The sequence below is a fragment of the Piscibacillus salipiscarius genome, assembly GCF_042685285.1.
In the GTDB taxonomy this organism is placed as follows: domain Bacteria; phylum Bacillota; class Bacilli; order Bacillales; family Alkalibacillaceae; genus Piscibacillus; species Piscibacillus salipiscarius.
This window is the reverse complement of the sequence record NZ_JBHUMZ010000045.1, coordinates 1-23,330: the sequence shown is the minus strand read 5'-3', so window position 1 is coordinate 23,330 and position 23,330 is coordinate 1. Positions and strand designations below refer to the sequence as shown.

Genomic DNA, 23,330 nt, shown 5'->3' with positions numbered 1-23,330 from the left:
AAATGTGGCGAATAAAGGAGAAACATCTTATGTATGGAGATCAAAAGGGGATCAGGGTTAAAAGAATATTCGACAAACTCTCTGTTGTACAACTTATTTCACTTTATTATTTAGCAGCTGTGACCCTTGTAACCATTTTTTTATCACTTCCGGTGGCTCATAAAGATGGTGTTAATTTAACGTTTATGGAAGTGCTTTTTACATCTGTTAGTGCCGTGAGTGTTACAGGCCTAACGGTCGTTTCCACTGCAGAATCTTTTAGTTTCTTTGGAGTTATTATTATCGCAATCGCCTTACAAATAGGTGGGCTAGGTGTCATGGCGCTAGGAACGTTAATTTGGTTAATACTAGGGCGCAAAATAGGTTTTAGAGAACGACGCCTCATCATGACCGACCAGAACCAACAATCAATATCTGGTATTGTTAGGCTTGTTAAAGATATGCTGATCTTAATTTTAACAATAGAATTTATTGGATTTATTATATTAGGGACTTATTATTTAAATTATTATGAATCTATTCTTGATGCTTATTATCACGGTTTTTTCTCAGCAATCAGTGCTGTTACGAATGGTGGTTTTGATATAACAGGATCTTCTTTACATATGTTTAGGCATGATTATTTCGTTCAGTTTGTTCATATTCTATTAATTATTTCAGGAGCAATAGGGTTTCCTGTATTAATAGAAGTTAAAGAATACCTGAAAATATCGCCAGAAGAACGTAATATTAAACGTTTTTCACTCTTTACAAAACTAACAACATTAACTTATTTTGTATTATTGACTTTTTCTTTTTTGGTCGTCATTATATTAGAATTCAATCATTATATGGCTGATAAAAGTTGGCATGAGATTATATTTACAAGTTTATTTCAATCAACGACAGCACGTAGCGCCGGGTTATCTACAATGAACGTCAACGAATTTACAGAACAGACTCAACTATTCCTATCTAGTATGATGTTCATTGGTGCTTCTCCTAGTAGTGTCGGTGGGGGTATTCGTACAACAACATTTGCATTAGTTATTATCTTCATACTTACGTTCGCAAGAGGTCAGACACATATCAAAATATTTGGCAGACAGGTTGAAGAAGAGGATTTATTTAAAGCCGTAGTCGTGACACTATTAGCTATTATCATGTTTTTATCAACAGTTATAGTGATAACTGCAGTTGAACCTTATTCATTAACAAGTATTATATTTGAAGTGAGTTCAGCATTCGGAACAACTGGATTATCTATGGGGGTCACGTCTGAGCTAACAACGTTTAGTCAAGTATTATTAATGATCTTAATGTTTATCGGAAGAATTGGACTACTGACATTTTTATTCAGTTTTAATAAGCAGAAAAGAAAAAGTAGTTATCGATATCCTAAAGAAAAAATTAACATTGGTTAGTTATCGAGGGGGCAAATTGTGGCTAGAGAGAATAGAGGGAGGACATTACAGCCAATCCATGATTGGATATTTGAACATATTTCAGATGCTGTTTTGTTCATCAACAAAGAGGGTCGGATCGTGGCGTCTAATAACCCAGCACATTCCTTATTAAATATAACAACCAGCAAGAGTCTCATCACAGAATATCTTAATTTAGAATCAATCGTTCCAAACAACGGAAAAGAAATAATGGTTCGTACAAAAGTTAAACCAGAAAAGCTTATTTTACTTCGAAGTATGCAAATAGGTGATCATGTATGTATGATTTTAAAAGAGGGCGGTTTACAAGCTAATAAAGAAGCGATATTTTATTCTTTAAATAACATTTTAAATGGTCCATATGAAGGTGTTGTTATGCATGATGGCGCTCAAATTATTGATTGTGATCAAGCGTTTGCTTCATTATCTGGATACAATAGAGAAGAGTTATTAGGAACAAATATATTAGATTTAATTGCTTCCCAAGATCATGAGAAGATGATTAGAAGTATCGAATCGACAGCAAATAAACCTTATTCAGTTAAAGGTGTAAAAAAAGACGGAAGTGTGATCTATGTTGAAATTGTTCCAGAAACACTAGACATAGAAGAGGGCCAAATTAGAGTTGCTATCATAAGAAATATTACAGAGAGAGTAGAAAACGAGAAACAGATTGAATTTATGGCCTATTACGATGAATTGACTGATTTACCTAACCGAAATTATTTTCAAAAGGTACTCAACGATGAAATTAGGGCATCAGACATAGGACAAAAAAATATTGCTGTCCATTTTCTAGATTTAGATGACTTTAAACATATTAATGATACGCTAGGTTATCAGTTTGGCGATCAACTCTTAATTTCATTTGCCTCAAGGTTGAAACAACTTTTATTTGAAGATATATTTATCGCAAGAATGACCGGGGATGAATTCTTGATTTTACAAAGAAATATTAATCAAGAAGAGGACGCAACACAATTTGCTGAAAAACTACTACAAATTTTTAAACAGCCATTGGATGTAAATGGGTATGAAATTTATACTTCAGTAAGTATAGGGATTAGTTTGTATCCATCATTAGGTAAAACGGCTTCTGAATTAATGAAACAAGCGGATATAGCCATGAATTTTATTAAGAAAGAAAATAAAAATGATTTTCTAATGTTTAAACGTTCGTTTACTGAGGGATTTAAAGAGCGACTAACATTAGAAACGGAATTGCATAGGGCTCTTGAAAATAAAGATTTTGTTTTACATTTCCAGCCGCAAGTTAATATAAAGAATAATGAAATTATAGGGTTAGAAGCATTATGTAGGTGGAACCACCCTAATAGAGGAATTGTTTCTCCAGGGGAGTTTATTCCTTTAGCTGAAAAGACGGGGCTGATTGTTGAACTAGGTGACTGGGTGATTAGAGAAGCGTGTAGACAAAATAAAATCTGGCAGGACTTAGGGCTACCTAAAGTAAAGGTGAGCGTTAACCTGTCGGCTAAACAGTTCCTACAGCGCGATTTAGTAGATAATATAGCTAATATATTAGACGAAACTGGACTAGAGCCCCAGTACTTAGAAATTGAAATTACTGAGAGTATGGCGATGACAAATGAAAAGTTTATCATTGAAACGTTAAAAGGATTCAAAGAATTAGGGGTCAATGTGGCTTTAGATGATTTTGGAACAGGTTATTCATCTTTAAAATATTTAAGTCAATTCCCGTTAAGTAAATTAAAGATTGATCGGTTATTTATTCAAGAGAAAACTGAGCAAAACATCGCAATTGTTAAAACCATTATCCATTTATCGCACTCCTTAAATTTAAAAGTAATTGCAGAAGGTGTGGAGAATGAAGAAGACCTTAGTTTTCTAATTGAAGAAAATTGTGATGAGGTCCAAGGCTATTATTTTAGTAAGCCTGTCCCTGATACGAAAGTGAAAGAGTTATTTAGTAAAACATAGCAATGATCTGTAAAAAAACACTGACCTTGTTTGAGTAAAAAGCAAGGTCAGTGTTTTGGTTATATTAATAATTAGCAGTAAAATGCTGCTCCTACAATGATGAGTAGGATAAACAATACAACAATTAACGCAAAATTGTTGAATCCACAGTGACCTCCAACATTACCTACGTTGCCTACATTTCCTAGATTACCCATGTTTCCCATATTGCCCATATTTCCTAAATTACCAGCGTTTCCACCGTACATGAAATCACCTCCATAAGCGCTTTCAGTTATGTATATGTATCCGCGTTTGTAATGCTAAGGATATTAACCTATATAAATGAAATAAAGAACGGCAAATGCCGTTCTTTAAGATTGTTGATCAGATTGATTTTTTTTAGGTTCTTCTTTAATTTCTTGTTCTGTTTTAGATAACAATTCCCGATTTAGCGATAATATTTTCAGTTGATCATTTTCGTAGCCAACAGTGAAGACAGATTTATAATGATGTGTCTCTAAAATTTCTTCATTTTTACGAATGGAGTGATCAGCGAATGCGGTAACCTTAATTGAATCTTCTTCAGGTTCACCCAGTTCAATATTTTGAACATTAATATTGATTGACTGAACACTTAAATCCCTAAAATCTTGATAGCTTCTTTTAATTTGTTCTTCACTGCCTAAAAGAGAATAGGCTGCAAAGTAATCTCTTACATTTAATGTATCGTAATAATAATTCACAATATACTCTGCGTCATTCCTTAATGAACTTGCATCCACTGATTGATAAGCTTTCGGGTCAATTTCAAAGTTTAATTCTTCATCATCTGCGACATCAGACCACATTTGAATCATGTCATATACTTGTGAGATCGGAATTGTGAAACCTATGTTACCATCTTTACTAGCTGCAGCATTAATTCCAATGATTAGACCAGTTTCTTTATGGATTAAAGGTCCGCCACTATTACCTTGAAGAATACTGGCTGAAATTTGATAAAGATTTTTGTATTCTGAGTTATTAACAGAAAAGCTTCTATTTTTTGCTGAAATAATCCCGTCAGTAAAAGTACCTGCATAACCGTGAGGAGACCCCACTGCAATGATTTCGTCTCCTATATTAGGTTCAAAATTAGGATTTATGTTAACTGAACCTTGATTTTTGAGTTGAGGCACTCGTAGTACTGCTATGTCTTTCTTTTCATTCATGTCGATTAAAGCTGCTGGGTAAGTAGATGTACCATCAGACGTTTTGACAAAAATATCTGTTGCATTATCTACTACATGGGCATTCGTTACGATATCACCTTTGTCATTAAAAAGAAAACCGGATCCTTCACTTTCAGTTGAAGAACCAACTGCTTCAATTTGTACGACATATTTTTCTGCTTCATGGATGATCGTTTGTAGATCTTTCATTTCGTTATTGTTTTCATTTTCTACTACTTTGACCAAACCGTTTTCTGTTGCTAATACATCATCTTCCCAATAATTAAAGTATACAAATATAGCTAATAATCCCACTATTAAAGTGACTACTGAAAGACTGATGGGAAGGACTTTATTATTTTTACTAAGCATTGAATCAACTCCTATTGCCCTTCAAGAAACCATGATATCTTTTCAACAGTTATATCCACTTCTTCTTCTACATCGTAGTGAGTATACTCAAAATTCGCAGTTTCTTCTGGGTAAAGTGTCTCTGGATAAAGGAATGTTTCGTTCTCTAAAATCTGCTTGCCGTCTTTGTTTTGAAGAGAGTATTTGACTGATAATGAATAAATGGGAACTGTTGCAACACTTTTAAGCTCACCGCTAACTGTAATTTTGCCTTCATCGTTAAGCTTGGCTTCAATTGTCTTGATTTCAACAGCATCGTTCTCATTATTCTCTTGCTCAATTTCATATTGGTTTAAGGCTTGTTCTATTCGTTTGTTTTGCTCTGTTTCAAACGCGACCTGTTGTTTTTCAATCGTTGTTTTTAGACTTTTTAACTTTTCGTTGTCTGGAACGTATCTTAAAGCATCTTTTACAATTGCTAAAGCAGATGAAAATTGATTTTCATTTAATTCTTTGTTAGCACGGTTGAAAGAATGGTTTACGATACGTTCTTTCATCTGATTTTCTAATTTATCAGCATCCTCAGAATCGATGGATTCGATTTGCCAGAGTTGAATTTTCAAATCGTCAATTCCATTATCTTCGTCTAGTGAACTTCGAACTTGCTCGATTTTAATTTCATTTCGTTTATCAACAATATTTGATAGTAATAGATTCACAACTTCTCCGTCATAGTTTTTCAATCTGCTTTCAATATCATTTGTTAGATTCATAGCTTGTTGGTAAGACTCAGCTTTAATCAATTTATCAATTTCATTCAATGATTTTTGTATGTTAATTGCAATGTCCATAAATTCAAGGTTTTGCTGGGCAGCTTTATAATTACTCTTGAAATCTAGTGATTGCTCAAAGTGATCTTTTGCATTATTAAATTGGCCTTCTAAAGCTAATTCAACCCCGTCTTGATAAGTTGCTTTTGCTTGATCTTGTTGATATTCTAAGTAAAAATGAATAGCAATGGCTAGAATTAATGTGAAAATTAAAGTAGATATTGGCACAAGCCACCATTTATTAAACCCTTGGGGCTCTTTTTCTTCATCAAATCGGTTTTTTATATCTTCTGGTAGATGGATGCCGCAAGATACACAATATTGTTCACCTTCATGTGTTTTAGCACCGCATTTCGGGCAGTAGTGCATAGTTAATCACCTTATCTGTCTTTTATTTAAAAGGGTTCTACATTATTTTACATCAATTCGATTCATAAAAAAACGAATATATATGATATAATTTATTTGTTAAAATAATAATAACTAATAACATTATAAGTCAGAGGAGGATTACTATAATGGAAATAGCAATGGGTATCATCAGTTTAGCATTATTAGCAACTTTTATTGGTTATTGTGTATTCGACAATGCTAAACATTAAATTTATAATTACTTACAATTAATTGGACGTATGAGCCGTGTGGAATGTTTCAAGCATTCCACACTTTTTTTATTTCTTTTCGATTATAAAGTTGAAAGGGGGATGAGGGGTATGGCAAGTCAAGTTAAGACAAGTACTCAATTGCAGTTGGTTTTTAACGCAGGAGTTGATGAAGAAGGTAAGGCAATTATTAGAAGAAAGTCTTACAATCAAATTAATATGGATTCAACTCCAGATCAGTTATTTGCGGTTGGTGAGGCATTAGGTTCCTTACAAACATTCACCTTGCTAAACATCGTACGCAATGAGTCATTTGATTTAAATGAAGTCTAAAACATTATTCTTGAGGAAGGAGTGGAACATAATTGGCTAAACGACTTGAATTAAAATTTAAGACTGAGTTAGGTTCAGTAGCAACTATATCGCTTGATAATCCAATCGACCCTGCAGATCCTGTAGCGGTGAAAAATGCAATGGATACCATCATTGCTAATAATGTTTTCACATCAAGTGGTGGTCCTTTAGTTGCGATTGATACTGCTCAAATTGTTGATCGTACTGTCACAGAGATTTCTCTAGTATAAGTCTGAAAAAGGCCTTGTTATAAGGCCTTTTTCTATTAGCGAAAAGGGGTGAAGGTAATGGAAACTTGGGTGAACTGGATTCCTGAAGTGGGCTTTCCTATTCTGGTTACATTTTATTTATTGCACAGAATAGAAAAGAGGCTAGAAGAGTTGAATGAATCCATCCTTCGGTTACCCGATCATCTAATATAAAAAAACACCCGAAGCTCCGTAGTTACGGTTAGTTACGGTTAGTTTCGGGTGTTTTATTTACTATCTTGTTAAAGACACTTGATCAAAAGGATAAATCACAATCTCTGACCTTCCAATGATATCATCTTCATGGATGTACCCTAATCCATTTCGGCTATCTTTACTAATATCGCGATTGTCTCCCATTACAAAGTAATGGTTAGCCGGTACTTTTTCAGGTCCGAAATCGGATGTTTCATTACGCTGATTAGGAGGTAAGAAACCCTGATCTACTTCATTACCGTTAATATACAATACTCCATTTTTAACTTGGACGGTCTCATTAGGTAATCCAATAACCCTTTTAACATAGTTCTTATTAGGATGCTGGATAATGACGATATCACCTCTAGAGGGTTCGTCAAATAAATATATCGCTTTATTAAAAATGACTCGTTCGCCATTATGTAATGTAGGATCCATACTTGTTCCTTCTACTATAGAAGTTGCAAACACATAAGACCTTAGAAAAAACGCTAATACAACGGCTATAATAATTGCTTTGGTCCATTCCCATATCTCTTTTTTCAAGGAAATCTCCCTCTCAACTCAGTTCTTTATTATATATCCTACCACAATATTTTACGTATGTAGCAACAAATTCATTATAATTATTTTACATGATGTTAAATTGAGTTTAAAATGATTAAAATTACACACTTTTATGATAATTTGTAGTAAGATATAACTATTCATTAAAGCTTGTACAGCAGTAGAAAAGACCTTTGTAGTCAAGTAAGGAGGAACAAGCACAGTGTCGTCTTACAACCAATTACAACAGCTGCAACAAGATATTGAAAAACTGAGGAATCATATGATCAATATTGCGTCTGAATATGGCTACACTAGTCATGAGTCGATCAAGGTGTCGCAACAGTTAGACACTTTGTTAAATGAATATCAGTTCTTAAAGAATCATGAAAAAAAGGTAACTTAAGCCTATCTTGTTTGTTGACTAAGCAAAAACTCTTCCAATCTGTCCAGTCCTTCTTTTAATACCTCTTCATGATAAGCATATGATATTCTCATATAACCCTGACCATACGAGGAAAACGCGTCACCAGGTACAAGGGCTAATCCGGCATGGTCAACTAAGGTTATTCCAAAATCAAATGATGATTGCCCGGGTGGAGTTAATTTAGGAAACACATAAAAAGCTCCATCCGGCTTAACGACATCAACCCCCATATGTTCTAGCCGATTAACTATATAATCTCTTCTCTTTAAGTAAGCTTCTCTCATTGTTTTAGGATCCTCAAGACCATTATTCATTGCTTCTAAAGCAGCATATTGACTTGTTGAAGTGGCACACGAAACATTATATTGATGAACCTTTAATACATGTTTCATAACATTAGAATCACCCATAAGAAAACCAATTCTAAATCCCGTCATTGAATGAGACTTTGAAACTCCTTGAACAATAAGCGTTTGTTTTCTAACCTCATCAAATGCACCAATCGAAACATGAGGTTTTTCGAAAGTTAGTTCATGATAAATCTCATCTGCAAGAATAAAGACTGGTTGATCTTTTAATAATTGTGCAATGTCTCGTAGCTCGTCCTTTGTTAAACTAACGCCAGTAGGATTCGATGGGTATGGCAAAATGACACATTTAGTTTTTGAAGTTAAATGTTTCTCAATGAGATCTGATGTAAATTTAAAGTTGTGCTCTCTTGTATCTACATAGACTGGTTTCCCGCCAGCCAACTTAATCAAAGGTTCGTATCCAGGGTAAACTGGTCCTGGTAGAAGTACTTCATCACCAGGTTCAATAATCGTTCTTAATGTAATATCTATTGCTTGAGAGGCACCGACTGTTATAATGACTTCTTCGTCCGGCTTATATTGAAGCTGATATTGTTCACTAACATAGTCTGAAACAGACTTTCTTAGTTCAGGTATGCCCGCATTAGGCGTGTAGGTTGTAAAGTTCTGATCAAGTGATTGTTTTGTAGCTTCTTTAATATGATTGGGCGTCTTAAAATCAGGCTGGCCAATGGTTAATGAGACAATATCTTTTTTGCCTTGAACTAAGTTAAAAAACTTTCTAATTCCTGAGATCTCAATATCTTTAACATTTTGGTTTAAATATTCTTCCATGTTTAATTCACCATGCTTTCTAATTAAAAAATTTCTATTAACGATATCATCAGTAATATACCTAGAATAAAAGAATGGGTAGCAGGTCGTTCATGACCGTCGCCATGACTTTCAGGTATTAATTCCTTATAGATAATAAACAACATGGCCCCTGCTGCGAATGCTAGTCCATACGGTACTAATCCATCCAGTAAGTTTGTTAAATAGTAACCTAAAAGAGCGGTTAATACTTCTACAAGCCCAGTTAAAGAAGCTATGATGAACGCAGTCATCCTTTTTATATTTTGATGAATTAAAAATAATCCTACTAAAAATCCTTCCGGTGCATTTTGAGTACCAATGGCAATGGCAACCACTTCTCCCAAACCTTCTTTACCACTAGCATAACTGACTCCTGTTGCTAAACCTTCTGGAATGTTGTGAAGTGTAATGGCTGCAATTATAAGCATTGCCTTTTGGTCAATTTTTATTGATTGATTTAAGTTTTCAACGTGTATATGTGGGATGGAATGTTCCAATAATGATAATACAGTTGCTCCGATGATTAAACCGATCGCTAATTGTGTCAGAGTCCCATAGTTTAAAGCTTCTGGTATCAGGCTTAATAAGGCAGCAGCTAACATGACACCTCCCGCAAATGCGAGCAATATGTCGCGCCATTTATGGGTTAATCTTTTGATAAATAGTACAGGAATAGCACCAACACCAGTTGCTAGACCGGCAAGTAAACTTCCAAGTATGACGTCACTCATGTTGAGAACCCTTTCATCATATAAGGTAGGAGTGGATTAAAATGTTTCAAAATCCAATGATAATTGAATATTTGTATAGAAGTCTAATCTTCTTAATTTTAATATTTTGTGCATATTTAATATTAAAGCCCATTATTTTAAAATTAATTAAACGAAAATGTATTTACACATTAAATTATTTAATCATCTCATTATGTACGACGAGCATGACATTAACTGTTTTAGCACTCACAAATTCTTACTCAAACGATGTGCATGAACTAAAAGAAGTTCTTGGTTCACTATGGATTGCTATTTTAATTCTAGGTATGATCTTTTTCATAACATTCGTAGCTAAAATTTTATCACAATATTTTAGAAACAAAAATATTTCTACTTAAGACCATTAGTCTAATCTTCACAACTGTGACATATTACATTAACATATAGGGAGAGAGGGGGATTCGTACATGGAAGTGATTTTTGGGGTCTTATTTTTTGTGTTTTTATTAATATTATTAAATATCATTACTAGCATTTGGGCTTACCGAGATTCTATAAGAAAAGGTAATAGTAAGGAATACGCTATTATTGTACTTATTGGTACATTGTTTTTTCCAATTATTGGATTGATTGTTTATTTAATTATAAGAAATGATTAAAAAATAGTCTGGCATATATCGCCAGACTATTTTTTATAATGATTTAAGTATTCTATAATTTTCTCAACTTCCTCAAAAGAGGTTCCATTAAAACGATTAATCATCTTTCCTTCAGGTGACACAAGCATAAAAGAAGTGCCGTGTGTTACTTGATCTTCACCATCAACTTTTGATACTAGTGCTTTAAATGAATTAGATGCAAAGCTTTCAATGTCTTCTTGTGTATATCCCGTTAGAAAATCCCAGTTACTATAATCAGCACCATGTTTATCCCCAAAGGCTTTTAGCGCTTCTGGGTTATCGTTATGAGGGTCTACTGAGAATGAAACTAGTCTTATATCTAGTCCTTCTTCGTCAAGACGTTGTTGTAATTTTGCCATGTTAGCTGTCATTGGGGGGCATACTGTTTCACAATTTGTGAAAATTAAGTCTGCTACCCAGTATTCACCTTTTAAATCCTCTAAAGAAACAGTTTGTCCATCCTGATTAGTAAAACTGAAATCTTGCACTTCTTGGTCGTACTGTGGTTTAATTTCCTGATTTTCTTCACTTTGCTTCTCATCACCTTGAGCGCTATCACTTCCACAAGCGGACATCAAGGCAATAATCGACAAAGTGAAAAATAATATACTAAACTTTTTAATCAATGTATTCACGCTCCAATCAATATCCAACTTTATTCTAGCACTTTTATATGTTGAATATAACAAATAGAACCTGCCATTTTTAACAATTCCTTGACAAGATCTTAAACAGAGTTTGATTGAAGTGTATAAACATTAATCTCAGGCCGGCATAGAAAACGAAAAGGCAACCTAGTTGTACCTAATCCTCTAGAAACATAAAGCTTTAATGGACGTTCTCCTAATTCAAAGGAGCCTTCCACGTATTCTGTTCCTAAGTGAGGCGTCACAATATATCCGATAAAAGGAAGCTGAATTTGCCCTCCATGACTATGACCTGATAGCTGCAAGTCAAATGGGTAGTTTGTCATAGTTTTAGCAAAGTCCGGCTCATGACATAGAAGAACATTGAATTGCTCTTTTTCTGCATTTGGAATTAAAGTAGAAGGTTCTGGTTTGCCTAATAAGATGTCATCTAATCCAGATAGATTAATATAGTCTTGATTGATTGAGATTTTAGTCGTTTCATTTTGTAATAATTTGAACCCACTATCCTTCATAACTTCTCTAATGTGATCCGTTCCATATCCGCCATGGTCGTGATTACCGTAAATCCAATACTTACCGTAAGGAGCTTTGATTTTGGACATTACACTGATAATTTCTTGATAAGTAAATTCCTCCATTTTCGATGGGTTATCTGTTAGATCCCCTGTGAAAACGACTAAATCAGGGTTCTGATTATTAACAGTATTTATTAATTTTCTTAGCTCTTTTACTTTATATTGAAAACCTATATGCGTATCAGTAATTTGAACGATTTTAAAGTCATTAAAAGATTTAGGGATGCGTTTTGATTTAACAACTGATTGAACAATATTTAGCCACCTGGGCTCCACATCGTGTGCATAGTAATAACCACCGTAAGACAGGCCTATAACACTTAATGTTCCGAATGTTAAACGTTTTAAAAAATGTCTTCTAGATACTTTCTCGCTCATGTTGTTCATCCTCTTTTTTAAACCTTAAATTCATTATAGCATGGTTTTTTCGGTTAAGATATGAGATAATAATTAGAAAATGAATAAGTATTCAGTATTAACAGAAAAGTTTTTGAAGGAGGAGTATGTATGAAAGACGAAGTCGTGATCGTTACTGGTGGAACTAGTGGAATGGGGAAATACATGGCACAGAAATTTGCGAACGAAGGTGCTAGAGTCGTCATTACTGGCCGAAACCAAGAACGTCTTGATCAAGCGAAAGAAGATATTCAAGGTGGACAAAATTTATCTGTTAAAACCGTTATGATGGATGTTAGAAGTACTGAAGATGTTGAGCGAATGGTAAAAGAGACCGTAGAGGAATATGGTGCAATTCACCATTTAGTGAATAATGCTGCGGGTAACTTTATAGCCCCAATTGAAAAATTGTCTTATAATGGCTGGAATGCCGTTATCGATATTGTGCTGAACGGAACTTTTTACTGCAGCCATGCGGTTGGAAAGCACTGGATAGATAACGGAATTAAAGGAAATATTGTGAACATGGTAGCTACATATGCTTGGGATGCGGGTCCTGGAGTGGCGCATTCTTCTGCAGCGAAAGCAGGTGTACTTAACCTGACTCGCACGTTAGCAGTAGAGTGGGGGAGAAAGTATGGCATTCGATCAAATGCCATTGCACCAGGGCCAATTGACAGAACAGGTGGAGCAGATAAACTGTGGGAATCTGAAGAAGCAGCTAAACGAACATTGAACTCTGTCCCTTTAGGACGACTAGGTGAGCCAGAAGAGATTGCTGATTTAGCTTACTTTATCTTAAATGACGCTAAGTATATGAATGGTGAAGTTGTAACGCTAGATGGAGGACAGCATCTTAATCAATATCCTTTTTAATAACATGGAAATGGCTACGAGTTATTTATCAACTTCGTAGCCATTTTTGTAATAAGGAACCCCTTATAGGGCAGGATATATTTAATTATACTAGCACTATATAAAACAAGATAGCGAAGAAATGAAATGCGCTTCCTGCTATTACGAATAAGTGCCAAACTGCATGATGATACGGAAAGCCTCTCCACATATAAAAAATGCTTCCTACACTATAAAAAATCCCACCAATTATTAAGTAAATGAGTCCTCTAACCTCCATCTCTGCAGCTAGTGGATCCCATACAAAAACTATAAACCAACCTAACAATATATAAATTAATGTAGAGATAACCATAAATCTTTTAACAAAAAAGATTTTAAATATGATTCCTAGAATGGCAACACCCCAAATGACCCCAAATAATGTCCAACCGATTTGTCCTCTAAGCAGAACTAATAAGATGGGTGTATACGTTCCAGCTATAAATAAATAGATCGAAGAGTGGTCAATAAATAAAAAGATGTCTTTTGCCCGCCCATCCTTTAAGGCATGAACAATTGTTGATGATAAATACATGATTAACATTGTTACGCCATAAACTGTAACTGATACGACGTGCCAAACATTACCGTGAATCGAAGCAAAAACTATTAAAATAACCAGTCCGGCAATGCTAAGGAGTGCTCCTAGTCCATGTGTAAATGCATTAACGGCTTCTTCTTTACGAGTAAATTCGTGTGACAAATCAAAATCCCTCTTTTCTCTTTCTGTTGTTTATTATAAATGAAATCGGGTATAAAAAGTAGGCGCGAGTTATACCTTTTTGTGTATTTATGTTAAAATGTACGTTGGGTGTTACTCCTGTGCTAAATAAGGAGGAGAGTATATTGTTAGATTTATCGAGTTTCGATTTATCAACGATACCAGTAACTGAAGATATGATTGACGCTGAAAAAGTCGCACATGTTCAACTAAAGAATCCGCTAGAGCATGCATTGCTAGTGTTAACGAAAACTGGATACAATGCTGTACCAGTATTAGATTTAGATGGGAAATTTTGCGGAATTATTAGCAAATCAGACATAGTTGAAGCGATGTTTGGAATAGAAAAAATCGAAGTTGAACAATTATATTCCAAAACAGTAGAAGATGTTATGAACGTTGATATTCCAACCGTACATGTATCAGATTCACTTGAGAATGTGTTACATGTATTAATCGATTATTCATTTGCCTGTGTGTTAGATGACCGAGAGCGAATGGTTGGAATTTATACACGAAGAGAGATGCTTAAGCAATTAAGAAACGAATATTACCAACAACGTAGTTAAGACTTGTCAAAGATTTTAACCTTTTGATAAAGTAAAGTAAAACTGTTTAATGGAGGATTCAACATGAAAATGATGGATGCGAATGAAATTATTCAATTTATTTCAGATGCAAAAAAATCTACACCAGTTAAAGTGTATATCAAAGGTAAAAAGCTAAGTAGTATCGAATTTAGCGAAGGAATTCAAGCGTTTGTTGATGAACAAACAGGAGTTATTTTCGGCGAGTGGAAAGTAGTGAAAGAAGAACTAGAACGTTTTAGTCATCTAATTGATGATTACGTAGTAGAAAACGATCGTCGTAACTCAGCTATTCCATTATTGGATTTAAAAAACATAAATGCACGTATTGAACCAGGAGCGATCATTCGTGATCAAGTTGAAATTGGTGATGGGGTCGTTATTATGATGGGAGCATCCATCAATATTGGTTCTGCAATTGGTGAAGGTACAATGATTGATATGAATGCTGTATTAGGCGGTCGTGCAACAGTTGGTAAAAACTGTCATATTGGAGCGGGGTCTGTACTAGCCGGAGTTATTGAACCGCCTTCTGCTAAACCAGTTGTTATTGAGGACGGCGTAGTTGTAGGAGCAAACGCGGTTATTTTAGAAGGAGTAACAGTAGGGGAAGGTGCAGTTGTCGCTGCTGGTGCAATTGTAACTGAAGATGTACCTCCAAATACGGTTGTCGCTGGTACACCAGCTAAAGTGCTTAAAGAAATTGATGACCAAACAAAATCCAAAACTGAAATTATGAGTGCATTAAGAAAGCTAGACGATTAATATGAACTAAAGCGGAATCTTAACAGGTTCCGCTTTTTTTAAAACTTATTCATAAAAATGTAGAAAGGTCGATTAATAGATGAGTGATCAGTGGTTAACAATCAGGAGAGAATTACATAAAATTCCCGAAATTGGTTTTAAGGAATTTAAGACACAACAATATTTATTAAATTATATTCATTCGTTACCTCAAGAGCACATAACAGTAGAAACATGGAGAACGGGGATATTTGTATTTGTTGAAGGAACTGTTGGAAACAAAACGATAGCTTATCGCACTGATATCGATGGATTACCAATTGAAGAGAATACAGAACTAGAATATGCATCGGAACACGATGGATATATGCATGCTTGTGGTCATGACTTTCACATGACAATTGCACTTGGAGCGTTGACCGATATAGTTATCAAAAGACCTAAAGATCACGCATTATTTCTTTTTCAACCAGCAGAAGAAGGGCCTGGCGGAGCAGAGCCAATGCTGCAAAGTGAACCTATGAAAACATATAGTCCAGATGCGATCTTTGCTCTACATATTGACCCGAAACTACCTGTTGGTACCGTGAGTTCAAAGCCGGGCCTTCTTTTTGCTAATACAAGTGAGTTGTTTATAGACTTTAGAGGTAAAGGTGGCCATGCAGCTTATCCTCATGAAACAAAAGATATGATTATGGCTGCAAGTACATTTAACATTCAGTTACAACAGATTGTTAGTAGAATGCGTGACCCTCTAAAACCAGCTGTTGTCACATTAGGGAAAATGCAAGCTGGAACTGTTCAGAATATTATTGCTGAACATGCACGTGTCGAAGGAACGATTAGAACGATTCATCCTGATTCAATGCAGTTAATAAAAGATGGAATTGAACGAATATTAAGTGGGATCGAAACTAGGTTTGACTGTGAAACTTCTGTTGATTATGGAGCAAATTATTACATGGTTCATAATGATGAAGGTCTTGTTGGTCAATTTAAAAAGTCACTTGAAGGTACGTCAATTCATTACGTTGATGCACCTGAGGCAATGACTGGTGAAGACTTTGGTTATTTCCTTAAAGAAATTCCTGGGTTTATGTTTTGGTTAGGTGTGGATTCACCTTATGGTTTACATCATAGTAAGCTGAATCCTAATGAAGACGCGATATCAGTTGGGATTGAAGCCGTTACAGGAACAATTAGATCGGTGTAAAGTAAGAAGAAGTTTTAGATAAATAAAGAAATGCCCGCATTTTTGAACTGTACCCTCGAAAGTGGACAGTTTTAAAAAAGCTAGGCAGCTAAAAGATGATCTCGATACTGATTCGGGTTCATTTTTTGGCTCTACAGTATTTGTTGGAGTGTAGGTTATCTTCTGATAACTTGATAAAAATACTTGAGGTTAACCTTTCAGGTTAGGCCTTCCCTTTCCTCGGGCGACCCGCGAGCCTCCTCGAACTCCACTAACGTTTCGTTCTGCGGGGTCTCGCCTGGCTCGCTTTCCCGCAGGAGTGTCAGGCCAACCTGAAATACAAAAAAGTGTAATCAAAATAATATCACGACAATCAACGAATGGTCCGCAACATTTGGGTTTTGTTCGAGTAGGTCCGTTTGGTTAGCATTATAATTTGTTTTACTCAATCTATAGTAAATCTTAAGCATTGGAAATACACGAGACTCCTACGGGACGGCACGAGCTGAGGGCCACAGGATGTGGGTCAGTTCGGCGTTGCAACAAGGATGTTGCGATTAAATTCATTATAACAGTGATAGTTAAATAACATAACAAACCCCAGTTAGGGACTTTTATTAATTAGTCCACTAACTGGGGTTTAGTTCATTTAAGTAGAGTTAACGGGCATTTCTTTTTATTTTTTACAACTAATTTTTTGACAACCGTAATTTAATTATAACGTTCTTTTTGCAGCTTGCTGAATTGGGTCCCATACGCCGTTAAAAGGCGGGGCATAGGAGAGGTCTAAATCTAATAACGCAACTGTCGTCATGTTATGGAATAATGCTGTCGCTAATACATCAATACGCTTATCCACACCTTTATGCCCAATTATTTGGCCGCCTAATAGATGCTTCGTTTCTTTTTCAAACACTAACTTAACCGTTAACGTTTCTTCATCAGAATAATAACCTGCAACGGGCCTTGTCGTTATGGTGACAGAGTCATAATTAAGTGATAAATCGTTAGCTTCTTTCTCAGATAAACCAGTACGACCAATCTGTAAATCTAAAAATTTCAATATAGATGTTCCAGTCATTCCTTTAAACGTTACTGATTCACCAGCTAAGTTTTGACCAGCAATCATCCCTTGTTTGTTCGCATGAGTTCCTAACGGGACATAATCATTTTTCTGCTTAACTTTATTAAATTGAGACGCGCAGTCACCTGCTGCATAAACATCTTTAACGTTGGTTTGCATGTATTCATTAACGATTAGTTCACCTATTTCACCAAATTCAAATTCGTCGTTTAGGAATTGAGTGTTCGGTTTAATCCCAATTGATACAATGGCTAAGTCAGTCGGGTATTCATTTTGATCTGTTATGACTTTCTCTACTTTTTCGATTCCTGAAAAACCAGTTACTGATTCACCGAAGACAACATTAATGTTTTGTTTTTCAGCTTCGTTATGAATTAATTTAGCCATATCTGAATCAAATGGGCTCATCAACTGATGCCCTCTCTGAATTATGGTCACGTTTTTTCCAATTTCCTTAAAGTTTTCTGCCATTTCTAATCCAATATAACCACCACCAACAATGGTGACATTTTTGACATCTTTCTTTAAATAACTGAGGATGTCTTTTGTGTCAGGGATCGTTTTGACATGAAAAATACCAGATAAATCAATGCCATCCCAATTCGGATTGACGGGACTAGCACCACTAGCTATTAGTAGTTTGTCGTATTCATATTTAAATGGCTCGCCAGTTGTAGTAATGGTACCATGTACTTCTTTATTATCCTGATCGACGTTAGTTACATTATGGTTAATTTTAGCATTAATTCCATATTTGTTTCTAAACGTCTCAACACTTCTAGCAATAACATCTTCAGGCTCATCCACAATCCCGCTAATGGTATAAGGTAAACCACACTGTCCATATGAGTATATCTCGCCACGCTCTAGAACAGTTATGTCATGATTTTGTTTAGCTCTAACAATTTGCATAGCTGCACTCATTCCTGCAGCATCTCCACCTATGATGACATACTTCATTGAACCACTCCTTATGAAAAAGCCTGCTCTTAATGAACAGGCCAAATTTAAAGTATATAAGTCCATCTACTTTATTAATATACCACATAACGTATTTTAAAATCTTCTCGGTCTTAGGTCTGATTTAAATTCGTTCTATGTGTTGACGTAAAAAGTTACTATTTGTCTTAGGATAATTATTATAAATTTTTTTAATTTTTTCTCTAAAAGGGGTAGAATTTTATTTCGGAACTCGGTATATTTATAAAAGTACTAATTTTTTCTAAATTAGTGCTTTCATAGCTTAAAAAGGGGGAACATCATGGATACGTTTAAGAAGCTAAAAGATTTTTATTGGCCTTATAAGCGGTTTTTCTTCATATCGTTAATTTCATTATTCTTCGTGGTCATTATTACGGTTGTTTATCCAATCGTAATCCAAATTACAGTTGACCGTGTAATAGGTGAAGAAAATTACAGCTTAGTTCCAATGTTGTGTTTAGCATTTTTAGGATTAATGGTATTAAAATCAGTCGCAACATTCTTTCATCAATATATGGGGGATTATTTTGGAATTTCAGCAGTTTTTAATTTAAGAGATGCATTATATAAAAAGTTACAGCGTCTATCATTTCATTATTATGATAATGCCAAAACAGGGGACCTAATGTCCCGTTTGACTGCGGACGTAGAATTGTTCCGCTTTTTCCTGTCTTTTGGTTTTTCAGAATTAATTAGAATTATTTTACTCGTCTTATCTAGTGTTTCAGTTATGTTCTATTATTCAGTGCCACTTGCATTAGCAACGATGGCATCCATGCCTTTTTTAATAGTCATCGTTATGAAATTTGATAAACGAGTGCATCCCGCCTTTAGAGGGATCCGTAAATCATTTGGTCGTTTAAACACACGTGTCCAAGAGAATATTTCAGGTATGAACACAGTTAAATCATTATCTCGAGAAGATTTTGAGATTGGTCGCTTTTCAGATAAAGGTGATAACTACCGTCAACATTATTTAGATACAGCTAAAATCTGGTCGAAATACTTTCCGTTAATGGAGTTCATGGGTAATATCTCAGTTGTAGTTTTACTAGCCTTTGGTGGTTACCTGTACATGAATGGATCAATATCGATTGGTGTCATTGCAGCCTACTTTAACTTAATCTGGTACTTAGTTGGTCCACTTATGAACTTTGGTTTCGTTGTTAACATGTTCTCTCAATCTAAAGCATCTGGGGAGCGTTTGTTAGAAATTCTAGAATCTGAAGATGAAATTAAAGATGCAACAAGTCCTATTGAGAGTAAAAACGTTAAAGGCCATATTGCATTTAACGATGTCACTTTAACTTATGTTGAGGACGACGATGAGGCGCTTAAAAATGTATCATTTGATGCACCTCCAGGAAAGACCATTGGTTTAATCGGTGCGACTGGTTCAGGTAAAACAAGTATTACACAATTGATTACAAGATTCTATGAACCAGAGCAAGGTGAGGTTCTTTTAGATGGCAAACCAATTTCAGATTATTCCTTAAAAGATATGAGAAAGCACATAGGCTTCGTCTTACAAGAGCCATTTTTATTTTCTACATCGATTAAGGATAATATTGCTTACGGTAATCCTGAGGCTTCAATGGATGAAATTATTGATGCCGCAAAACGAGCTCAAGCACATGACTTTATCATGGAGATGCCTAATGGATATGATACGTTACTTGGTGAACGAGGTATGGGTCTATCTGGAGGTCAGAAGCAACGTATATCTATTGCGCGCGCGATTCTAATAAACCCTAAAGTTCTTGTATTAGACGATGCTACTTCAGCTGTAGATATGGAAACAGAGTTTAAGATTCAAAAAGCGCTAAAAGAAGTGATGAAAGGACGCACAACATTCATTATTGCGCATCGTATTTCATCACTAAAGCACGCTGATGAAATTTTAGTACTCGAGGATGGAAATATTGTAGAACGCGGTAAACATGAAGAGTTATTAAGTAATGGAGGACCGTATCAACGAATCTACGACATACAGTATCAAGATAAGGAAGCGATTTTGGGAAAGACTAAACAGCACGCTTAAGGGGGGAGACATATGGCAGAAACGATGAAGGCAAAGAGCCCTCATTTAAAGAGATTTCGTTACACTCAAGATATTCCAGTTGATAAGCCTTTTAACTGGCAGCAACTTGTAAGATTACTTAAATACGTTAAGCCGTATGCAAAAACAGTACTGCCAATTGCGGTTATTGCTATGCTTATCTCGACAGTGGTAAGGCTTGCAGTACCGATCATTATTGGTACTTATATTGTTGATCAGGTATTACCAAGTGGAGATTATAATTTACTCATACAATTTGTAATTGGTATAGCGGTTATGTATTTATTAAGCTATATTGGAAATGCCGTAAGAATTAAATATGTCAATATATTAGGTCAGAACGTCGTATATGATTTAAGACATCATTTGTTTTCGCATGTACAAAGACTTTCAAATCGGTTTTTCGATAATCGTTCAGCAGGAAGTATCATTGTGAGAATTATGAATGATATTAACTCACTGCAAGAATTATTTACAAATGGGATTATTAACTTATTAATGGATATTATCACATTGATCAGTATTGTGGTCATTTTACTTGTGATTAGTCCTAAGCTGGCATTAGCCGTGATGGTCATTATCCCAATCATGTTCTATATTTCAACTAAACTTAGAAAAAACATTCGTCGTTCATGGCAACAAGTACGAATTCAGCAATCTCGTGTTAATTCACACTTAAACGAGAGCATTCAAGGTGTAAGAATCACCCAATCATTCTCACAAGAGGATAATAATACTGAATACTTCCATGGTGTTAATGAGGAAACCTTCCAAAGCTGGAATGTAGCAACTAGAAAAAGTGCTATGTTTAGACCGTTTGTTGAAATGAGTAACGCTTTTGGAACGATTATTCTTGTTGCTTATGGTTCATATTTAATTATTAATGATCCTGCTGTAACGCTAGGTGTATTTATCTCATTTACGTTCTTTATCGGTATGTTTTGGGAACCAATTTCAAGGTTGGGCCAAATGTATAATCAATTACTAATGGCCATGTCAGCATCTGAACGTATCTTTGAATTTTTAGATGAACAACCGAATGTTAAAGAAAAAGAAAATGCCATTGAACTAGATGATATTAAAGGACACATAGTGTTTGATCAAGTTCAGTTCTCTTATGATGAAGACAGAATTGCTCTTCATGAAATCTCTTTAGAGATGAAGCCAGGTCAAACCGTTGCTTTAGTTGGACACACAGGGTCAGGTAAATCTACAATTGCTAATTTAATAAACCGTTTCTATGATCCCACTAAAGGGGCCGTTAAAATTGATGGTGTTGATTTACGGGATGTTAAATTAGATGGTTTAAGACAAAATATTAGTGTCGTTTTACAAGATACTTTTATTTTCTCAGGAACGATTATGGAAAATATTAGATTCGGTAGACCTGATGCTTCCGATGAAGAAGTTATCGAAGCTGCCAAAGTTGTTGGTGCTGATGATTTTATTCAAAGATTAGCTGATGGCTATGAAACAGAGGTAGAAGAAAGAGGGAATATTCTATCAGCCGGTGAAAGACAGTTATTATCATTTGCTCGGGCATTGTTAGCAAATCCGAAAATCATAATCTTAGATGAAGCTACAGCAAGTATTGATACAGAAACAGAAGTTAAGATTCAAAATGCACTTAAGAAATTGTTAAAAGGGCGTACAGCAATCATTATTGCCCACAGACTATCAACGATACGTGACTCTGATAACATTATTGTGTTAGAACATGGACGTATTTTAGAGCAAGGAGACCATGATGAACTGATGAAAAAACAGGGAGAGTATTATGGTTTAGTTAAATCGCAATTCCAAATGCTCGATCAGCTTTAAAACAAGACGCAACCGTGGTAATACGCGGTTGTGTCTTGTGAATTTTATGCATTTATATAATAAAAATTCAGATCAATAATTTAGATACAAACCAATGGAAATATGGTAGACTTGTTGTCAGATATAGCTTTAGGAGGAACAAAATATGAGTAAGTTATATGGTGTCATTGGCTTAGGTCGTTTCGGTGGAAGTATTTGCAAGGAACTGAGTAAAGAAGGTAAAGAGGTTCTTGCTTTAGACCTAGATGAAGATAAAGTGAATGAATACAAAGAGATCGCTTCAGATTCAGTGATTGCTGATTCTACAGATGAAATGGCTTTAAAAGAATTAGGCTTTAGAAACATAGATCATGTGATTGTAGCTATTGGTGATAATATTCATGCAAGTATTTTAACGACATTACTTTTAAGAGAAATTGGTGTCAAACGAATTACTGTAAAAGCTCAAAACGATTATCATGAGAAAATCTTAGAAAAGATTGGCGCTGATGATATTGTTCACCCTGAACGTGACATGGGAAAACGAATTGCCCATAGTATTATCTCAAGTAATGTGTTAGATTATCTTGAGTTATCAGATGAATACAGCGTCGTTGAGATTAAAGCAGGGGAGAAAATGCAAGGTAAGACATTAATGGAGTTAGATATTCGGGCTAAGTTTGGGTGTAACGTTGTTGCGATAAAGCGCGGAAAAGAAATTAATGTATCTCCAATGGCGAATGAGAAAATTTTATATGATGATGTACTAATAATTATCGGTGCAGATAAAGATATATCAAGGTTTGAGAAAGCACTTGTAATTGAAGATGATTAATATAAGAAAAAACGGTTCTAAGTCAAATGTTGGGGTGAGCATACGCTCACTCCTAATTATGTGACTCGAACTTTTATATTTTTATATTGATGATGTAATAATATCTTCAATCTAAAGC

General features: G+C 35.1%; 24 protein-coding genes. 14 read left to right on the top strand and 10 right to left on the bottom strand.

The window, feature by feature from the left end; translation table 11 throughout:
• Positions 1 to 29 precede the first annotated feature (29 nt).
• Together ACFSW4_RS12715 and ACFSW4_RS12710 are read left to right on the top strand one after the other, a co-directional pair.
• Positions 30 to 1,403, top strand: a complete 1,374-nt coding sequence (locus ACFSW4_RS12715) for a TrkH family potassium uptake protein (RefSeq protein ID WP_377329723.1) — start codon at positions 30 to 32, stop codon at positions 1,401 to 1,403.
• Positions 1,404 to 1,421: 18 nt separating this feature from the next.
• Positions 1,422 to 3,383, top strand: coding sequence for an EAL domain-containing protein (locus ACFSW4_RS12710; protein ID WP_377329721.1), 1,962 nt, complete (start codon positions 1,422 to 1,424; stop codon positions 3,381 to 3,383).
• A 71-nt stretch (positions 3,384 to 3,454) separates the two neighbouring features.
• Here ACFSW4_RS12710 and ACFSW4_RS12705 read toward each other — a convergent pair whose 3' ends face one another.
• The 3 genes from ACFSW4_RS12705 to ACFSW4_RS12695 all read right to left on the bottom strand — a co-directional run bounded on the left by ACFSW4_RS12705 (position 3,455) and on the right by ACFSW4_RS12695 (position 6,126).
• Positions 3,455 to 3,631, bottom strand: coding sequence for a YjcZ family sporulation protein (locus ACFSW4_RS12705; protein WP_377329719.1), 177 nt, complete (start codon positions 3,629 to 3,631; stop codon positions 3,455 to 3,457).
• Between the two features lie 105 nt (positions 3,632 to 3,736).
• Positions 3,737 to 4,948 carry a S1C family serine protease gene (locus ACFSW4_RS12700; protein ID WP_377329717.1) on the bottom strand — a complete coding sequence of 404 codons (1,212 nt, stop codon included), beginning with the start codon at positions 4,946 to 4,948 and terminating at the stop codon, positions 3,737 to 3,739.
• Between the two features lie 11 nt (positions 4,949 to 4,959).
• Positions 4,960 to 6,126, bottom strand: coding sequence for a zinc ribbon domain-containing protein (locus tag ACFSW4_RS12695; protein WP_377329715.1), 1,167 nt, complete (start codon positions 6,124 to 6,126; stop codon positions 4,960 to 4,962).
• A gap of 344 nt (positions 6,127 to 6,470) precedes the next feature.
• Here ACFSW4_RS12695 and ACFSW4_RS12690 point away from each other — a divergent pair, with 344 nt between their 5' ends.
• From ACFSW4_RS12690 to ACFSW4_RS12680, 3 genes are read left to right on the top strand one after another with little or no spacing between them, the layout of a single operon-like run.
• Complete coding sequence (locus ACFSW4_RS12690) at positions 6,471 to 6,692, top strand: DUF1659 domain-containing protein (RefSeq protein WP_377329713.1); 222 nt, start codon at positions 6,471 to 6,473, stop codon at positions 6,690 to 6,692.
• A gap of 32 nt (positions 6,693 to 6,724) precedes the next feature.
• Entirely contained in the window at positions 6,725 to 6,943 is a 219-nt protein-coding gene (locus ACFSW4_RS12685) for a DUF2922 domain-containing protein (RefSeq protein ID WP_054754736.1), read from the top strand.
• 57 nt (positions 6,944 to 7,000) lie between these two features.
• On the top strand, positions 7,001 to 7,135 hold the full coding sequence (locus ACFSW4_RS12680; RefSeq protein WP_279401934.1) for a YvrJ family protein: 135 nt from the start codon (positions 7,001 to 7,003) through the stop codon (positions 7,133 to 7,135).
• A 60-nt stretch (positions 7,136 to 7,195) separates the two neighbouring features.
• Here the strand turns inward: ACFSW4_RS12680 and lepB are convergent, their stop codons facing one another.
• Positions 7,196 to 7,705, bottom strand: coding sequence for a signal peptidase I (gene lepB, locus ACFSW4_RS12675; protein WP_369405071.1), 510 nt, complete (start codon positions 7,703 to 7,705; stop codon positions 7,196 to 7,198).
• 223 nt (positions 7,706 to 7,928) lie between these two features.
• Between lepB and ACFSW4_RS12670 the strand changes: the two genes are divergently transcribed.
• Positions 7,929 to 8,111, top strand: a complete 183-nt coding sequence (locus ACFSW4_RS12670; RefSeq protein WP_377329710.1) for a Spo0E family sporulation regulatory protein-aspartic acid phosphatase — start codon at positions 7,929 to 7,931, stop codon at positions 8,109 to 8,111.
• A 2-nt stretch (positions 8,112 to 8,113) separates the two neighbouring features.
• Here the strand turns inward: ACFSW4_RS12670 and ACFSW4_RS12665 are convergent, their stop codons facing one another.
• Together ACFSW4_RS12665 and ACFSW4_RS12660 are read right to left on the bottom strand one after the other, a co-directional pair.
• Complete coding sequence (locus ACFSW4_RS12665; protein WP_377329708.1) at positions 8,114 to 9,277, bottom strand: aminotransferase A; 1,164 nt, start codon at positions 9,275 to 9,277, stop codon at positions 8,114 to 8,116.
• Between the two features lie 23 nt (positions 9,278 to 9,300).
• Positions 9,301 to 10,029, bottom strand: coding sequence for a ZIP family metal transporter (locus tag ACFSW4_RS12660; RefSeq protein ID WP_377329706.1), 729 nt, complete (start codon positions 10,027 to 10,029; stop codon positions 9,301 to 9,303).
• Positions 10,030 to 10,478: 449 nt separating this feature from the next.
• On the opposite strand from ACFSW4_RS12660, the gene ACFSW4_RS12655 reads away from it, so the two are divergent.
• Positions 10,479 to 10,670: a hypothetical protein gene (locus ACFSW4_RS12655; protein WP_377329704.1), complete on the top strand. Its 192-nt coding sequence runs from the start codon at positions 10,479 to 10,481 to the stop codon at positions 10,668 to 10,670.
• A gap of 26 nt (positions 10,671 to 10,696) precedes the next feature.
• On the opposite strand, the gene ACFSW4_RS12650 is transcribed toward ACFSW4_RS12655, so the two are convergent.
• Together ACFSW4_RS12650 and ACFSW4_RS12645 are read right to left on the bottom strand one after the other, a co-directional pair.
• Complete coding sequence (locus tag ACFSW4_RS12650; protein WP_377329737.1) at positions 10,697 to 11,326, bottom strand: SCO family protein; 630 nt, start codon at positions 11,324 to 11,326, stop codon at positions 10,697 to 10,699.
• A 92-nt stretch (positions 11,327 to 11,418) separates the two neighbouring features.
• Positions 11,419 to 12,294 carry a metallophosphoesterase gene (locus tag ACFSW4_RS12645; protein WP_377329702.1) on the bottom strand — a complete coding sequence of 292 codons (876 nt, stop codon included), beginning with the start codon at positions 12,292 to 12,294 and terminating at the stop codon, positions 11,419 to 11,421.
• Between the two features lie 129 nt (positions 12,295 to 12,423).
• Here ACFSW4_RS12645 and fadH point away from each other — a divergent pair, with 129 nt between their 5' ends.
• Complete coding sequence (gene fadH, locus ACFSW4_RS12640; RefSeq protein WP_377329700.1) at positions 12,424 to 13,188, top strand: 2,4-dienoyl-CoA reductase; 765 nt, start codon at positions 12,424 to 12,426, stop codon at positions 13,186 to 13,188.
• An 85-nt stretch (positions 13,189 to 13,273) separates the two neighbouring features.
• Here the strand turns inward: fadH and trhA are convergent, their stop codons facing one another.
• A complete protein-coding gene (gene trhA, locus ACFSW4_RS12635) occupies positions 13,274 to 13,912 on the bottom strand; it encodes a PAQR family membrane homeostasis protein TrhA (protein WP_054754740.1) in 639 nt (212 codons plus the stop codon).
• A 143-nt stretch (positions 13,913 to 14,055) separates the two neighbouring features.
• Between trhA and cbpB the strand changes: the two genes are divergently transcribed.
• The 3 genes from cbpB (at position 14,056) to ACFSW4_RS12620 (ending at position 16,474) form a co-directional block, all read left to right on the top strand.
• Positions 14,056 to 14,499 (top strand): cyclic-di-AMP-binding protein CbpB, encoded by a 444-nt coding sequence (cbpB, locus tag ACFSW4_RS12630; RefSeq protein ID WP_377329698.1) that lies wholly within the window; start codon positions 14,056 to 14,058, stop codon positions 14,497 to 14,499.
• Positions 14,500 to 14,562: 63 nt separating this feature from the next.
• Positions 14,563 to 15,282: a 2,3,4,5-tetrahydropyridine-2,6-dicarboxylate N-acetyltransferase gene (gene dapD / locus ACFSW4_RS12625; RefSeq protein ID WP_377329696.1), complete on the top strand. Its 720-nt coding sequence runs from the start codon at positions 14,563 to 14,565 to the stop codon at positions 15,280 to 15,282.
• Between the two features lie 79 nt (positions 15,283 to 15,361).
• A complete protein-coding gene (locus tag ACFSW4_RS12620) occupies positions 15,362 to 16,474 on the top strand; it encodes an N-acetyldiaminopimelate deacetylase (RefSeq protein WP_377329694.1) in 1,113 nt (370 codons plus the stop codon).
• Positions 16,475 to 17,168: 694 nt separating this feature from the next.
• Here the strand turns inward: ACFSW4_RS12620 and ACFSW4_RS12615 are convergent.
• A complete protein-coding gene (locus tag ACFSW4_RS12615; protein WP_377329693.1) occupies positions 17,169 to 18,497 on the bottom strand; it encodes an FAD-dependent oxidoreductase in 1,329 nt (442 codons plus the stop codon).
• A 301-nt stretch (positions 18,498 to 18,798) separates the two neighbouring features.
• On the opposite strand from ACFSW4_RS12615, the gene ACFSW4_RS12610 reads away from it, so the two are divergent.
• The 3 genes from ACFSW4_RS12610 (at position 18,799) to ACFSW4_RS12600 (ending at position 23,212) form a co-directional block, all read left to right on the top strand.
• Positions 18,799 to 20,559, top strand: a complete 1,761-nt coding sequence (locus ACFSW4_RS12610; RefSeq protein WP_377329691.1) for an ABC transporter ATP-binding protein — start codon at positions 18,799 to 18,801, stop codon at positions 20,557 to 20,559.
• Between the two features lie 12 nt (positions 20,560 to 20,571).
• Positions 20,572 to 22,398: an ABC transporter ATP-binding protein gene (locus ACFSW4_RS12605; RefSeq protein WP_377329689.1), complete on the top strand. Its 1,827-nt coding sequence runs from the start codon at positions 20,572 to 20,574 to the stop codon at positions 22,396 to 22,398.
• Positions 22,399 to 22,543: 145 nt separating this feature from the next.
• On the top strand, positions 22,544 to 23,212 hold the full coding sequence (locus ACFSW4_RS12600; RefSeq protein WP_054754741.1) for a potassium channel family protein: 669 nt from the start codon (positions 22,544 to 22,546) through the stop codon (positions 23,210 to 23,212).
• Positions 23,213 to 23,330 lie beyond the last annotated feature (118 nt).